General features: G+C 61.0%; 15 protein-coding genes. 9 read left to right on the top strand and 6 right to left on the bottom strand.

Annotated features, from left to right (window positions below):
- Nucleotides 1-47 precede the first annotated feature (47 nt).
- Nucleotides 48-1,394 (bottom strand): sensor histidine kinase, encoded by a 1,347-nt coding sequence (locus KGA85_RS29040; RefSeq protein ID WP_223543576.1) that lies wholly within the window; start codon nucleotides 1,392-1,394, stop codon nucleotides 48-50.
- The gene (locus KGA85_RS29035; protein WP_223533018.1) at nucleotides 1,384-2,103 is read right to left on the bottom strand and encodes a response regulator transcription factor; all 720 of its coding nucleotides are present in this window, start codon (nucleotides 2,101-2,103) and stop codon (nucleotides 1,384-1,386) included. The genes KGA85_RS29040 and KGA85_RS29035 overlap by 11 nt, the downstream gene beginning before the upstream one ends.
- A gap of 215 nt (nucleotides 2,104-2,318) precedes the next feature.
- On the opposite strand from KGA85_RS29035, the gene KGA85_RS29030 reads away from it, so the two are divergent.
- The 4 genes from KGA85_RS29030 to KGA85_RS29015 all read left to right on the top strand — a co-directional run bounded on the left by KGA85_RS29030 (nucleotide 2,319) and on the right by KGA85_RS29015 (nucleotide 7,076).
- Nucleotides 2,319-5,072, top strand: coding sequence for a response regulator (locus tag KGA85_RS29030; RefSeq protein WP_223456107.1), 2,754 nt, complete (start codon nucleotides 2,319-2,321; stop codon nucleotides 5,070-5,072).
- A gap of 95 nt (nucleotides 5,073-5,167) precedes the next feature.
- Nucleotides 5,168-6,160, top strand: coding sequence for a 2-hydroxyacid dehydrogenase (locus KGA85_RS29025; protein ID WP_223456106.1), 993 nt, complete (start codon nucleotides 5,168-5,170; stop codon nucleotides 6,158-6,160).
- 77 nt (nucleotides 6,161-6,237) lie between these two features.
- The gene (locus tag KGA85_RS29020; RefSeq protein ID WP_223456105.1) at nucleotides 6,238-6,672 is read left to right on the top strand and encodes a hypothetical protein; all 435 of its coding nucleotides are present in this window, start codon (nucleotides 6,238-6,240) and stop codon (nucleotides 6,670-6,672) included.
- Nucleotides 6,672-7,076 carry an META domain-containing protein gene (locus KGA85_RS29015; RefSeq protein ID WP_223533016.1) on the top strand — a complete coding sequence of 135 codons (405 nt, stop codon included), beginning with the start codon at nucleotides 6,672-6,674 and terminating at the stop codon, nucleotides 7,074-7,076. Before KGA85_RS29020 ends, KGA85_RS29015 begins: the two co-directional genes overlap by 1 nt.
- 90 nt (nucleotides 7,077-7,166) lie before the next feature.
- On the opposite strand, the gene KGA85_RS29010 is transcribed toward KGA85_RS29015, so the two are convergent.
- Nucleotides 7,167-7,634 (bottom strand): TlpA disulfide reductase family protein, encoded by a 468-nt coding sequence (locus KGA85_RS29010; protein WP_150726121.1) that lies wholly within the window; start codon nucleotides 7,632-7,634, stop codon nucleotides 7,167-7,169.
- Between the two features lie 114 nt (nucleotides 7,635-7,748).
- Here KGA85_RS29010 and arsC point away from each other — a divergent pair, with 114 nt between their 5' ends.
- Genes arsC through KGA85_RS28995 form a run of 3 tightly spaced genes read left to right on the top strand, consistent with a single transcriptional unit; the run spans nucleotide 7,749 to nucleotide 9,122 of the window.
- Nucleotides 7,749-8,102, top strand: a complete 354-nt coding sequence (arsC, locus tag KGA85_RS29005; RefSeq protein WP_085724786.1) for an arsenate reductase (glutaredoxin) — start codon at nucleotides 7,749-7,751, stop codon at nucleotides 8,100-8,102.
- Nucleotides 8,099-8,695: an NAD(P)H:quinone oxidoreductase gene (gene wrbA / locus KGA85_RS29000; protein ID WP_095942677.1), complete on the top strand. Its 597-nt coding sequence runs from the start codon at nucleotides 8,099-8,101 to the stop codon at nucleotides 8,693-8,695. Before arsC ends, wrbA begins: the two co-directional genes overlap by 4 nt.
- A gap of 1 nt (nucleotide 8,696) precedes the next feature.
- Complete coding sequence (locus tag KGA85_RS28995) at nucleotides 8,697-9,122, top strand: DUF2069 domain-containing protein (protein WP_223543575.1); 426 nt, start codon at nucleotides 8,697-8,699, stop codon at nucleotides 9,120-9,122.
- Between the two features lie 103 nt (nucleotides 9,123-9,225).
- Here KGA85_RS28995 and KGA85_RS28990 read toward each other — a convergent pair whose 3' ends face one another.
- On the bottom strand, nucleotides 9,226-9,900 hold the full coding sequence (locus tag KGA85_RS28990; protein ID WP_223456102.1) for a DNA-3-methyladenine glycosylase I: 675 nt from the start codon (nucleotides 9,898-9,900) through the stop codon (nucleotides 9,226-9,228).
- A 92-nt stretch (nucleotides 9,901-9,992) separates the two neighbouring features.
- Nucleotides 9,993-10,817 (bottom strand): tRNA 2-thiocytidine(32) synthetase TtcA, encoded by an 825-nt coding sequence (gene ttcA / locus KGA85_RS28985; protein WP_223456101.1) that lies wholly within the window; start codon nucleotides 10,815-10,817, stop codon nucleotides 9,993-9,995.
- Nucleotides 10,818-11,098: 281 nt separating this feature from the next.
- Here ttcA and KGA85_RS28980 point away from each other — a divergent pair, with 281 nt between their 5' ends.
- Nucleotides 11,099-11,701, top strand: coding sequence for a Yip1 family protein (locus KGA85_RS28980; protein WP_150726117.1), 603 nt, complete (start codon nucleotides 11,099-11,101; stop codon nucleotides 11,699-11,701).
- A 157-nt stretch (nucleotides 11,702-11,858) separates the two neighbouring features.
- Nucleotides 11,859-12,353, top strand: coding sequence for a SprT family zinc-dependent metalloprotease (locus KGA85_RS28975; protein WP_046043022.1), 495 nt, complete (start codon nucleotides 11,859-11,861; stop codon nucleotides 12,351-12,353).
- Nucleotides 12,354-12,417: 64 nt separating this feature from the next.
- On the opposite strand, the gene KGA85_RS28970 is transcribed toward KGA85_RS28975, so the two are convergent.
- Nucleotides 12,418-13,599 carry a CaiB/BaiF CoA transferase family protein gene (locus KGA85_RS28970; protein ID WP_223543574.1) on the bottom strand — a complete coding sequence of 394 codons (1,182 nt, stop codon included), beginning with the start codon at nucleotides 13,597-13,599 and terminating at the stop codon, nucleotides 12,418-12,420.
- Nucleotides 13,600-13,723 lie beyond the last annotated feature (124 nt).

The following is a 13,723-nucleotide window of genomic DNA, read 5'->3' as shown; positions in this document are numbered from 1 at the left end:
GTGCTTCTGTAAAGGGATACTCGCCTCCAAACGCATTACCTAATAGCCTAATGAATCACCAACCGCATATTCAACCGCAACCCGGTCCCGGTGTTCTGCGCCCAAAGCTGTCCGCCCTGTCGCTGCACTGCGTTCCTGGCGATGCTCAACCCCAACCCAAACCCACCATCCCCCGGCCGCGAACCGTCGAGTCGGGTGAACGGCAGGAAGATCCGCTCCAGATCAGCTTCTGCCACACCGCCGCCGTGATCTTCCAGCCAAAGGTGCCAGAAATCGCCATCAAGACGACCGCCCAATTGGACAATGCCTCCCGCCGGTGAATGACGAATGGCATTGCGCAGGATATTTTCCAATGCCTGGGCCAGGGTGTTGAGATGACCGCGAACCCAGCAGGATGCATCCACCGTGCATTGCAACTGCGTATCGGGCCAGCCACTTTCATAGCAGGCGTTCTCCGAGAGCATTTCCCACAGGGCCTGGATCTGGATGGCTTCGTCGGGCAATCGGGTGCGCTCGGTATCGAGCCACGCCAGTTGCAGCGTGTCTTCCACCAGGCGCTGCATGCCATCGACTTCACGGCCGATGCGTTCGCGCAATGGTTCCAGCCCCTGCTCGCTTTCACTGGCCACCCGCAGGCGGCTCAATGGTGTACGCAATTCATGGGACAAGTCGCGCAGCAGTTGCTGCTGCAAGGCCACGGTGCCTTGCAGGCGCTCGGACATGTGATCGAACGCCCGCCCCAGCTCACCCAATTCATCGGAACGATTGGTGGTGCGGCTCGATAGGCGCACATTCAGTTGGTCGGCACGCCAGGCGTTGGCCTGCTCACGCAAGTGATTGAGCGGCACCACCAGCAAACGGTAGAGCCCGACGCACAGCAGCAAAGTGAACAGCCCCGGAATCACGCCGTTGGTGATCACCCGCCAGAACACCTGGTATTGCCCAGGCAGAAAGCGTTCGGGCAGTTCGATCACCAGGCTGCCGGCGGACGGGTCGCCGGGAAACGGTATGCGTATCCACGGCCGGCCTTTCTTGTGGATGGGCCAATCGAGGCCGCGCAAAAAAGTCAGGCGTTCGACTTCCTTGTCCGTCAGCGATTGGTTGCTCAAGGACTGCAAATCACCGCCGATGACACCGACCCAGCCTTTTTCCCGCTGATGCATGCCTTGCAGCCAGTCATCGACACCGGCGCTCTGGCGCTGCTGCCAAGCCTGCTGGGCTTCGGCGGCATAACCCGACAGGGTGCCGCGGGCCTCATCGGAGAGGAACTGATTACGCTGTTCCATGTAACGGCCCCAGGACCAACTCAACCAGATCATCAGCAGACAGAAAGCGACCAATAGACAAGCCAGTTTCCAGAACAGCGAATGCCTGCCCGGCAAGTTACATTTCATCGGCGGCGCTCAGGATGTAACCCTTGCCCCATACCGTACGCACTTCGCGCTCGGTGTAGCCAATGGCCTTGAGCTTGCGGCGGATCTGGCTGATGTGCATGTCCAGGCTGCGGTCATGGGCCGCGTAACCGCGTTGCAGCACCTGTTGATAAAGGAAGGCTTTGCTCAGTACTTCGTCGGCGCTGCGATGCAGCGTCTCCAGCAACCGATACTCGCTGCGGGTCAGGCCACCGGCCTGTTCCCCGTAAAAGACCTCGAAGTTTTCATCGTCGAAACGCAGACTGTCCATCGACGGGGCTGGCACTGCGGGTACGGGCCGGCGGTCGAGTGCCACCCGCCGCAGAATGGCTTCGATGCGCACCCGCAACTCCACCATGCTGAAGGGCTTTGGCAGGTAATCATCGGCCCCCAGGCGAAAGCCGCTGATGCGATCGGCCTCGGCACCAAGGGCCGACATCAGCAACACCGGGGTGGAATGGCTCTGGCGCAATTGGGTCAGTACCGCCAGGCCGTCCAGGCCCGGCAGCAGAATATCCATCAACACCACGTCGAACGGTTGCCGGCGGGCAATGTCCAGGCCTTCCTGGCCGTTCTGGCACCAGGTCACCTGGAAGCCACTGCGGTCCAGATGCTCATGAACGTAGGCTCCGAGCACAAGGTCGTCTTCGATGGACAGGATTCGGGGGAGGCCAGCAGTGATGGGAGCCATGACTATCTGCAAATAATTCTCAGTTGAGTAATTATTCAAGATTGCCTCGCCCGGGGCAACCCACCGTTTGTCCGTATCGCCATTGAGTCGTCCGGGCCGACGAAAGACGGCACCATTTTTACGAGGATTGCCCGCGAGCAAATCGCTACACTGCGCAAGTGGTGCATGGCGGATGCATGTGCAGGCCTATAAATAGCGGGATGCAGGAGAGATGCGTGCTCAAGAAACTGGGAATCAAAGGCCGCGTGCTATTGCTGACCCTGTTGCCAACCAGCCTGATGGCGTTGGTGCTGGGGGGTTATTTTACTTGGATGCAACAGGCTGACCTGCAAACCCAACTCATGCAGCGCGGCGAAATGATCGCCGAGCAACTGGCTCCACTGGTGGCGCCAGCCATGGGCCATCAGGACAACGAACTGCTCGAACGCATCGCCACCCAGGCCCTGGAACAAACCGACGTACGGGCCGTGACCTTCCTGGCTCCCGACCGCACGTTGCTGGCCCACGCCGGCCCGACCATGCTCAATCAGACGCCCTCTGGCAGTGGCACGCAAATGCTGCGCCGCAGTGGCAGCGATGCGACCCGTTATCTGCTGCCGGTATTCGGCAAACACCGCAACCTGGCCGGGGACGTGATTCCCGAAGAAGCCGACCGCCTGCTCGGCTGGGTCGAGCTTGAACTGTCCCATAACGGCATGCTGTTGCGCGGTTACCGCAGCCTGTTCGCCAGCCTGATGCTGATCGCTGCGGGACTGACGGGTGCGGCACTGCTGGCCGTGCGCATGGGCCGCACGATCAATCGGCCGTTGAGCCAGATCAAGCAGGCCGTGGCCCAACTCAAGGACGGCCACCTGGAGACCCGCTTGCCGCCCCTCGGCAGCCAGGAACTGGACGAACTGGCCTCCGGCATCAACCGCATGGCCGGCACCCTGCAAAACGCCCAGGAAGAATTGCAGCACAGCATCGACCAGGCCACCGAGGACGTGCGCCAGAACCTGGAAACCATCGAGATCCAGAACATCGAGCTGGATCTGGCGCGCAAGGAAGCCCTGGAAGCGAGCCGGATCAAGTCCGAATTCCTGGCCAACATGAGCCATGAAATTCGCACGCCACTCAATGGCATTCTCGGCTTCACCCACCTGTTGCAAAAAAGCGAGCTCACCCCACGCCAGCTCGACTACCTGGGTACCATCGAAAAATCCGCCGACAGCCTGCTGGGGATCATCAACGAGATTCTCGACTTCTCTAAAATCGAAGCCGGCAAGCTGGTGCTCGACCATATTCCGTTCAACCTGCGCGACCTGCTCCAGGACACCCTGACCATCCTCGCCCCGGCCGCCCACGCCAAGCAGCTGGAACTGGTCAGCCTGGTGTATCGGGACACGCCGCTGTCACTGGTGGGCGACCCGCTGCGGCTCAAGCAGATCCTGACGAACCTGGTGAGCAATGCGATCAAGTTCACCCGCGAAGGCACCGTTGTCGCCCGCGCCATGCTCGAAGAAGAACACGAAGACACCGTGCAGCTGCGCATCAGCATTCAGGACACCGGCATCGGCCTGTCGAACCAGGACGTACGCGCCCTGTTCCAGGCCTTCAGTCAGGCCGACAACTCGCTGTCGCGGCAACCCGGCGGCACTGGCCTGGGCCTAGTGATTTCCAAACGTTTGATCGAACAGATGGGCGGCGAGATCGGCGTCGACAGCACGCCGGGGGAAGGGTCGGAATTCTGGATCAGCCTGAGCCTGCCGAAAACCCGCGACGATGCCGAAGACCTGCCCGCCGCGCCGCTGCTCGGGCGCCGGGTGGCGGTGCTGGAAAACCACGAACTGGCCCGGCAGGCGTTGCAGCACCAACTGGAAGACTGCGGTCTCAGCACCACACCGTTCAACACCCTGGAAAGCCTGACCAATGGCGTCACCGCCGCCCACCAGACCGATCAGGCGATCGACCTTGCAGTGCTCGGCATCACCAGCAACGACATGCCGCCGGAACGCCTCAACCAGCACATCTGGGACCTCGAACATCTTGGCTGCAAAGTGCTGGTGCTGTGCCCGACCACGGAACAGACGCTGTTCCATCTTTCCGTGCCCAACCCCCACAGCCAGCTCCAGGCGAAACCGGCCTGTACCCGCAAGCTGCGACGCTCCCTGTCGGACCTGGTCAACCCGCGACCGATGCGCAGCGAACCGGGCGAACCAGTGTCCAGCCGAGCCCCGAAGGTGCTTTGCGTCGACGACAATCCGGCCAACCTGATGCTGGTGCAGACCCTGCTCGAAGACATGGGTGCCAAGGTACTCGCGGTGGAAAGCGGTTATGCCGCCATCAGGGCGGTGCAGAACGAGACATTCGATCTGGTATTGATGGACGTACAGATGCCCGGCATGGACGGTCGCCAGAGCACCGAGGCGATCCGCCAGTGGGAAAGCGAACGTCATTGCACGCCGCTACCGATCGTGGCCCTCACCGCCCACGCCATGGCCAACGAAAAACGCGCGCTGCTGCAAAGCGGCATGGACGACTACCTGACCAAACCGATCAGCGAACGGCAATTGGCCCAGGTGGTGCTGAAATGGAGCGGCCTGGCGCTGCGCAATCACAGCCCGGAGCGCTCCGGCGATGGGCATGCTGGTGCCCATGACCTGTTGGTGCTCGACCACGACGAAGGATTGCGCCTGGCCGCTGGCAAGGCTGATCTGGCGGCGGACATGCTGGCGATGCTGCTGGCGTCCCTGGAGGCTGACCGCGAAGCCATCCGCCTCGCTCAGCAAAGCAACGACCACAACGCCCTGATCGAACGGGTCCATCGCCTGCATGGCGCGACGCGTTACTGCGGCGTACCGCAATTGCGTGCGGCCTGCCAACGCAGCGAAACCCTGCTCAAGCAACAGGACCCGAAAGCCAGCGTGGCACTGGAAGAGCTCGACCGGGCAATCAATCGCCTGGCAGCCCAGGCGCGCATGAATGCTTGATGCAGCGCAATCGCGAAGGGCTGCCGGCGAGCTAACCTGACGACTGTCGAATGCCGGCTTGCTCAACGGCGCAGGCCACCTTCAAGGAGCACCGCATGCGTACGATTCTTTTCAGCAGCCAGAACTACGACCGCGACAGTTTTCTCGCTGCCGAACAACCTGCCGGCATCGAGCTGCAATTTCAGCCTGCGCGCCTGAGCCTCGACACAGTGGCGCTCGCCCAGGGATATGAAGCGGTCTGCGCGTTCATCAATGATGACCTCGGCGCGGCGGTACTCGAACGCCTGGCCGCCGGTGGCACACGCCTGATCGCCCTGCGCTCGGCCGGTTACAACCATGTCGACTTGCCGACGGCAAAACGTCTGGGACTGGCCATCGTGCGCGTCCCGGCCTATTCGCCCCACGCGGTGGCCGAACATGCAGTGGCGCTGATCCTCGCACTCAACCGCCGCTTGCCCCGAGCCTGTAACCGCACCCGCGATGGGGATTTCAGGCTGCAGGGGCTGACCGGTTTCGATCTGGTGGGCAAGACCGTCGGCGTGGTCGGCACCGGTCAGATTGGCGCCACCTTCGCCAAAATCATGCACGGTTTCGGCTGCAAGCTACTGGCCTACGACCCCTATCCCAACCCGCAGGTCGAAGCCCTCGGCGCGCGCTACCTGAGCCTGCCGCAGCTGCTGGCCGAATCGCAGATCATCAGCCTGCACTGCCCGCTCAACGAGCAGAGCAAGCACTTGATCAACCGCCAATCCCTGGCGCACATGCAACCGGGCGCGATGCTGATCAATACCGGACGTGGCGGCCTGGTGGACACCCCGGCGCTGATCGATGCCTTGAAAGACGGTCGTCTGGGTTACCTGGGGCTGGATGTGTATGAGGAAGAGGCGCAGTTGTTCTTCGAGGACCGCTCCGACCTGCCGCTGCAAGACGATGTGCTGGCACGGCTGCTGACCTTCCCCAACGTGATCGTCACCGCGCACCAGGCCTTTCTGACCCGCGAAGCGCTGGACGCGATTGCCACCACCACATTGCGCAACATTGCAGCCTGGACGGCGGGCACACCGGAAAACCAGGTGACGGGAGACTGAAACGGATCGAAGGTCATCTGCCTGCGCGATGCGGCGTGCAAGCCCGTGATAGCATATCGCGCATATTTGGAGGACCCATGGTCGAACACGATTTCCGCTACAGCCTGATGAACCCGCAACACACCCTCACCGAATGCCGCGCCCTGGTGCCAGGGCGTTATCAGGTCACCGGCAACGGTGGCTCGATTCGCAACAACGACGTGCTGGTCGTGACCCTCAAGGGTGCCAAGGACTTGTCCATGCGCCTGACCGTCGAAACGGTTCGCCACCTGATCAACCCGCCCGGCCAATGGGTCGCGGTGGCCAGTGGCCCGGTGTTCGGCGAACTGGCCATCCACACCTGGCAAGTGAACTGTGACAGCTGCGCCAAAGCGCTGAGCTTCGAGTTCGCCGTCGATGCCAAGCTGGGCAACAAGGCCGAAAAACCTGCCGCCACCGCGCGGATTGCCGAGCTGGGCTGGACCACCGCTGGCGAGAAACACCTGTGCCCGAAATGCCAGGAGCCTGCGTGATGAAACGCCTCGCTCTGACCACTATGGTCAGCGCCAGCCTGCTGGGTTGCGCCTCCGAGCCGGTGCAACTGCAACAGAACCGCAGCTACATTCTGGAGTGGATCGGCGAGCGGCCGTTGATGGACTACAGCCACCTGACCATCACCCTCGGCGAAGACGGCCGGGCCTACGGCAATGGCGGCTGCAACCACTGGTTCGCGCCGTACACCCTCGATAGCGACAAACTGACCTTCGGCAAAATCGGCAGCACCCGCAAACTGTGCGCGCCAGCGCTGATGGAACAGGAAAAACGCTTCCTCCAGGCCCTGGAAAACGTCCAGCGCTGGGACGTCTCCCCGATCGAGCAGATGCGCTTCTGGCCAGCCGAAGGCAAGCCGCTGCGTTGGTGGCTTGAGGAGGGTTGATCCTTACTGGGTATCCCGAGAAACCTGTGGCGAGGGGGCAAGCCCCCTCACCACAAAAAGCCCCTGGCTACAGTGAAATCGATCATCTGATCAGTTTTTCGCCTGCAACGCCTCAAGCTTCGCCATCACCCCCGCCGCCGTCTGTTCACCCATCAACTGCTCACGTACCTTGCCCTTGTTATCGATGATGTACGTCACCGGCAACGCCTCGCTGCGCGGCAACTCGAACAGTTCGGAAGGGTCCTGGGCCAGCACGGTGAACCTGATCCCCAATTTCTCGCTCGCGCCCTTCAACTCTTGCCCCTGGACATTGTCGAAGTTGACCCCGAACACACCGATTTTCTTGTCCTTGAGTTGCTCTGCCAGGGTGTTCAATTCCGGGATCTCGGTACGGCAAGGCCCGCACCATTCTGCCCAGTAGTTAAGCACCAGCCATTTGCCGTCCAGGCGGTCAGAGGCGATTTTATGACCGTCCTGGTCGATGCCATAGTCATTACCGCAGCCCCCCAGCATCAACGCTCCGATGATCGTCAATGCTGCTGCCAGTCGCCTTGTCATGTCGTGTTCCTTGTCAAAAATTGATTGCGCCTGCGACCCATCGCCTCTCACGGTTCTGGATTGCGCGCTGCACAGTTAGAATAGCCGCCACCTTACGCAAGATGCGACCCGCTCATGACCGATCTGACGCTTTATCACAACCCGCGCTGCTCGAAATCCCGCGGTGCGCTCGAACTGCTTGAAGCCCGTGGCCTGACGCCGACCGTGGTCCGCTACCTGGAAACCCCGCTGGACGCCGCGCAGATTCAGAGCCTGCTGGGCAAACTCGGGATCAGCGCCCGGCAATTGCTGCGCACCGGCGAGGACGAGTACAAGACCCTCGACCTGGCCGATAACAGCCTGAGCGAAGCGCAATTGATCGCCGCCATCGCCGCCCACCCGAAACTGATGGAGCGACCGATTCTCGAAGTCGGCGACAAGGCCATCATCGGCCGCCCACCGGAACAGATCCTGGAACTGTTGCCATGAGTGCACCGTACATTCTGGTTCTGTACTACAGCCGCAGCGGCTCGACCAACGAAATGGCCCGGCAGATCGCCCGTGGCGTCGAACAGGCCGGGCTTGAGGCCCGCCTGCGCACGGTGCCGGCGATTTCCAGCGAGTGCGAAGCCGTTTCGCCGGAGATTCCCGACGAAGGTGCGCTGTATGCCAGCCTCGACGACCTGAAGAACTGCGCCGGCCTGGCGCTCGGCAGCCCGACCCGCTTCGGCAACATGGCGGCGCCGCTCAAGTACTTTCTCGACGGCACCAGCAACCTGTGGCTGACCGGCGCCCTGGTGGGCAAACCGGCGGGTGTGTTCACCTCCACCGCGAGCCTGCACGGCGGCCAGGAAACCACGCTGCTGTCGATGATGCTGCCGTTGCTGCACCACGGCATGCTGATCACCGGCCTGCCGTACAGCGAATCGGCGCTGCTGGAAACCCAGGGCGGCGGCACGCCTTACGGCGCCAGCCACCACGCTGGTGCCGACGGCAAAAGCGGTCTGGATGCCCATGAAGTGGCGCTGTGCCGCGCGCTGGGTATGCGCCTGGCCAAGACCGCACAGAAACTGGAGAGCTGAGGTGGCCAAGAAGCCGAAGATTCTACCCGCCCTCGAATGGCTCGAACCACGCGTGAAGGCGATGCGCGCCATCAGCCTATTGTGCTTTTTCGGCCTGGTGGGATTGCTGTGTGTTTACTACCTGGCGATTGCCGACCTGCATGGGGCACGCCCTTGGGTGATCCTGTTGATCGAACTGGCGCCACTGCTGATTCTGGCGCCGGGGATGATCATCGGCAGCCCTCGCGGGCATTCGTGGATGTGCTTTGTGGTGAACCTGTATTTCATCAAGGGCGCATTGGCGGCCTATGACCCGAACCGGCAAATCTTCGGTTTGCTGGAGATGGGTGCGAGCCTGGCGGTGTTCTGCTCGGCGCTGTTGTATGTGCGCTGGCGCTATCAGTTGAACCGTAAGCTGGCGGGTGAAGGCGAAATCTCTGTTGCCTGATCCGACGCCTTCGCGAGCAAGTCGAATCGTCGCACCGCCGCTCCCACATTGAAATGCAATCCAATGTGGGAGCGAGCCTGCTCGCGATTGGGGCGACACGGTCTTAATGATTCACTGTATAAGCCAGCATCATCGAAATCTGGCTCATCGGCCGCCCACCACTTTCTTCATGCCACTGATTGAACACGTCCTGCACCAAAGCCAGGTCGCGCAGACTGCTCGGCACCTTGTCGATGATGTCCTGCGCATTCAGCGCCGCCACCACGTCATAGCTCGGTACAAAGGTGTCCTTGCCGATCATCCGCAAGAAGCGCGGGGCTGACAGCCCGCCCAACTGATGTCCGCGTTTTTTCAGGAAGGTCCAGAGCCCGACGATATCGGTCACCGGCCAATCGGCGATCAGCGCACCGAAGCTGCCCTTTTCATGGGCCACGTCCAGTATGAACTGCGCATTGCGCGGCACGCTCTTGAGCTTGCCCAGGTGACGGATGATCCGCGTGTCCTGCATCAGCCGTTCCAGATGCTCGGCGCTCATCAGCACGACTTTTTCCGGGTCGAACTTGAAAAACACTTCTTCGAAAGCCGGCCACTTGGCATCCACCAGGCTGTGCTTGAGCCCGGCGCGAAATACACGCAGTGCCATCATCGAGAGGTAGCGATCGTCGCTGATCTTGCGCAGTTGTGCCGGAGTCTTGGGAACGGGCAGATGGGCCTCCAGTTCAGCCGCCGAACCGAAGCGGTTCAGACAGTATTCATTGAGCCACTTGTAATCGCGCATGCCCTCTCCTGAGGTAAACGAAAAACCTGTGGGAGCGAGTCTGTGGTGAGGGGGCTTGCCCCCTCACCACAGACTCGCTCCCACAATGTTGGTCAGAGGTTGACCACGTTAACGAAGCGCGAAGCCGCGCTTTCGTCAATCTTCAGGCTGGTGAAGTCGAACAGGTTGCGGTCCGCCAGTTGCGACGGGATCACGTTCTGCAGGCTACGGAAAATGCTCTCGGTACGGCCCGGGGTCTTGCGCTCCCAGTCCAGCAGCATTTCCTTGACCACCTGACGCTGCAGGTTCTCCTGGGAACCACAGAGGTTGCACGGGATGATCGGGAATTGCTTGAAGTCCGAGTAGGCCTGGATGTCTTTTTCATTGCAGTAGGCCAGCGGGCGGATCACCACGTTGCGCCCATCGTCGGCGCGCAGCTTCGGTGGCATGGCCTTGAGCGAACCGTTGAAGAACATGTTCAGGAAGAACGTCTCGACGATGTCATCGCGGTGGTGACCGAGGGCCATCTTGGTCGCGCCGATTTCGTCGGCGAAGGTGTAGAGCGTGCCGCGACGCAGGCGCGAACACAGCGAGCAGGTGGTTTTGCCTTCCGGAATCAGTTCCTTGACCACCGAGTAAGTGTCTTTTTCGACGATGTGGTACTCGATACCCAGTTCTTTCAGGTAGGCCGGCAATACGTGCTCCGGGAAGCCCGGCTGCTTCTGGTCCATGTTCACGGCCACGATCTCGAACTTGATCGGCGCGACCTTCTGCAAGTGCATCAGCACATCGAGCATGGTGTAGCTGTCCTTGCCACCGGACAGGCAGACCATGACCTTGTCGCCGTCTTCAATCATGTTGAAATCGGCAACCGCCTCACCGGCCTGTCGGCGAAGGCGCTTTTGCAGTTTGTTCTGGTTGACCGTGAGTGTGCCCATGACGCGAAATCCGTGAGATGTGACGAAAGGCCGGCATTTTACGCAAAAACACCTCAGGGGCGAAGTGCCTCGCCAAAAGGGCTGTTCGCCACAGACCTCGCGGCGATTAACAACTGTGTTTACAGCGCGATTTGCTCTAAAGCCCCTACTCCCTCTGGGGAAACTCCTCCCTATACTGCGACATAAGGTCACGTACAAATTCAGACCTATAACTTACTTGGCCGTATTGGCCCGTAGGCGCTCCACTGGGGGGCGACGGTAAAACAAGAGGAGTGACTGGCATGATCCATCACGTAGTGGGGCTCTTCACCCACCCTGACCAAGAATGGAAAGAAATCCGTGGCGACCAGGAGGAAAGCATCAGCCACATGTACCTGACCCATACGCTGATCCTGGCGGCGATCCCCGCCGTGTCTGCCTTTATTGGCACCACACAGGTCGGCTGGGTCATCGGCAATCGGGCTCCCGTGATGCTGACCGTAGAAAGCGCGATATGGATGACGGTCATGTCCTACCTGGCGATGCTCGGTGGTGTCGCGGTAATGGGCGCATTCATCCACTGGATGGCCCGCACCTATGACGCCAACCCAAGCCTCGCCCGCTGCATTGCGTTTGCAACCTACACCGCTACACCGTTGTTCATCGGCGGCCTCGCCGCCTTGTACCCGCACTTGTGGCTGGGGATGATCGTCGGCACCGCCGCCATCTGCTACACGGTGTATTTGCTGTACGTGGGCTTGCCGACGTTCATGAACATTCCATCTGACGAGGGCTTCCTGTTTTCAAGCTCGGTGCTCGCCGTAGGCCTGGTGGTGCTGGTCGCCATCATGGCGTTCACTGTAATTGTCTGGGGACTCGGCGTGGGCCCGGTCTACACCAGTTAACCGCTCATCACTGAAAGTCAGAACTGCCGACAAAGGCCGCCGCAAGGCGGCCTTTTCATTCTTCAGCAACGAGAACGCACACGACCATTCGGCAACTTGGCGATTCGCAAGGTCCGAGGGTTGCGGCATACTCGAGTGCTCTGGAGATCCATCAAGCATGCCCGAGCAACTCAATACCCGCGTCGAAGACTGTTTCCAACTAGCCGAATCCTTTTTCAAACGACCTTTCAAGCGCCCCGTGGTGAGCCTCAAGCTGCGCGGGCAAAAAGCCGGTGTCGCGCATTTGCACGAGAACCTACTGCGCTTCAACCCGCAGCTGTACCGGGAAAACACCGAAGATTTCCTCAAGCAGACCGTGGCCCATGAAGTCGCGCACCTGATTGCCCACCAGCTGTTCGGCGACCGCATCCAGCCCCATGGCGAAGAGTGGCAATTGATCATGCGCGGTGTGTACGAACTGCCGCCCAACCGCTGCCACACCTATGACGTCAAACGCCGCAGCGTGACCCGCTACATCTACAAGTGCCCGTGCGCCGACAGCGACTTCCCGTTCTCGGCGCAGCGCCACAGCCTGGTTCGGCAAGGTCGGCGGTATTTGTGCCGACGGTGTCGCAATACCCTGGTGTTCAGTGGGGAGATGCGGGTCGAGTAGTTGGATTTTCGGTGTTTGTGACGCCGCTATCGCGAGCAGGCTCGCGATGGCGGCCTGACAGGCACTAGAGAATCACCTTGGATCGCCGCAACTCTTCAATCCTCTGCGCACTGAACCCCAACTCCCCCAACACCTGATCCGTATGTTGCCCCAACGCCGCGCCAACATGCCGGGGCTCAGGCAACCCTTGCGAAAACTTCAGCGGACAAGCCATCTGCGCCTGGGACGAGCCATCGCCACGGGGCACTTCGGTCACCAACTCCCGCGCCTGCAACTGCGGATGACGCAGCGCTTCTCCCAGGCTCAACACCGGTTCGACACAAGCATCCAGTTCGGCGAACAGCGCGCGCAAATCGGCAAAGTCATGCTTTTCGAATTCAACCTTCAGCGCGTCTTTAAGCTGTTTCTGATGCGCCGCTTGCGGTGACAGGCCGAGACCGGCCAAATCCTCCAGCCCCAACGCCGTACACAACTGCTTCATGAACGCCGGTTCCAGGCTGCCCACCGACAGCCAGCGCCCATCCCGTGAGCGGTAATAGTCATAGAAGCTACCGCCGTTGAGCACCTGGTTTTCCGGACCCGGCTCGACGCCACAGGCCAGATACCCGGCACCCGCCATCGCATTCAGGCTGAACGCGCAGTCGGTCATGCTGACATCCAGGTGCTGGCCCTGACCGGTTTGCTGCCGGGCAATGACCGCCGCCAGCAAGCCAATCACCCCGTGCAGCGAGCCACCGGCGACATCCGCCACCTGCATGCCCAATGGCAGCGGCCCACTGTTGGTTCGGCCGGTGTAACTCGCGAGCCCGGACAGGGCCAGGTAGTTGATGTCATGGCCGGCGCGGTCCTTGTAGGGGCCCGTCTGACCGTAGCCGCTGATCGACACATAAATCAGTTTCGGATTGATCGCCTTCAGGGCTTCGTAACCCAGGCCAAGACGCTCCATGACACCTGGACGGAACTGCTCGAGCACGATGTCGTAGTCCTGCAGCAACGACCTGATCACCTCCAGCGCCTCAGGCTGCTTGAGATCCAGAGCGAGGCTGCGCTTGTTGCGATTGAGGTAGGCATGACTGGCTGACACGCCTTGATCGTGGGGTGGCAACACCCGCAGCAGATCCATGCGCGTCGGTGATTCGATGCGCAGTACTTCGGCGCCCATGTCCGCCAGCAGCAACGAGGCGAACGGCCCCGGCAGCAGTGTCGAGAAATCCAGAACCTTGAGTGATGCCAGTGGACCGAGCATGAGCGTTCTCCCTTGACGATGCCCACAGACTAGGCAGCCGAACGCTTTGCAGCAATCACCTTATGCGCCACGTGCAATGACCGTTACGCTCAATCGTCGGGCATGAAAAAACCCGCCGAAGCGG

This window comes from Pseudomonas sp. GL-B-12 (assembly GCF_019955895.1).
Taxonomy (GTDB): domain Bacteria; phylum Pseudomonadota; class Gammaproteobacteria; order Pseudomonadales; family Pseudomonadaceae; genus Aquipseudomonas.
Note: the sequence above shows the minus strand (reverse complement) of the source record. Positions and strands in the feature narration are given on the sequence as shown.

What these genes read in the sequence shown, in the direction of transcription:
- KGA85_RS29025 (WP_223456106.1), top strand. Translation starts at nt 5,168, where the DNA reads ATGCGTACGATTCTTTTCAGCAGCCAGAACTACGACCGCGACAGTTTT.
- KGA85_RS28990 (WP_223456102.1), bottom strand. Translation starts at nt 9,900, where the DNA reads ATGCGCGATTACAAGTGGCTCAATGAATACTGTCTGAACCGCTTCGGT.
- wrbA (WP_095942677.1), top strand. Translation starts at nt 8,099, where the DNA reads ATGAGTGCACCGTACATTCTGGTTCTGTACTACAGCCGCAGCGGCTCG.
- KGA85_RS28970 (WP_223543574.1), bottom strand. Translation starts at nt 13,599, where the DNA reads ATGCTCGGTCCACTGGCATCACTCAAGGTTCTGGATTTCTCGACACTG.
- KGA85_RS29010 (WP_150726121.1), bottom strand. Translation starts at nt 7,634, where the DNA reads ATGACAAGGCGACTGGCAGCAGCATTGACGATCATCGGAGCGTTGATG.
- KGA85_RS29020 (WP_223456105.1), top strand. Translation starts at nt 6,238, where the DNA reads ATGGTCGAACACGATTTCCGCTACAGCCTGATGAACCCGCAACACACC.
- ttcA (WP_223456101.1), bottom strand. Translation starts at nt 10,817, where the DNA reads ATGGGCACACTCACGGTCAACCAGAACAAACTGCAAAAGCGCCTTCGC.
- arsC (WP_085724786.1), top strand. Translation starts at nt 7,749, where the DNA reads ATGACCGATCTGACGCTTTATCACAACCCGCGCTGCTCGAAATCCCGC.
- KGA85_RS29035 (WP_223533018.1), bottom strand. Translation starts at nt 2,103, where the DNA reads ATGGCTCCCATCACTGCTGGCCTCCCCCGAATCCTGTCCATCGAAGAC.
- KGA85_RS28975 (WP_046043022.1), top strand. Translation starts at nt 11,859, where the DNA reads ATGCCCGAGCAACTCAATACCCGCGTCGAAGACTGTTTCCAACTAGCC.
- KGA85_RS29040 (WP_223543576.1), bottom strand. Translation starts at nt 1,394, where the DNA reads ATGAAATGTAACTTGCCGGGCAGGCATTCGCTGTTCTGGAAACTGGCT.
- KGA85_RS29015 (WP_223533016.1), top strand. Translation starts at nt 6,672, where the DNA reads ATGAAACGCCTCGCTCTGACCACTATGGTCAGCGCCAGCCTGCTGGGT.
- KGA85_RS28980 (WP_150726117.1), top strand. Translation starts at nt 11,099, where the DNA reads ATGATCCATCACGTAGTGGGGCTCTTCACCCACCCTGACCAAGAATGG.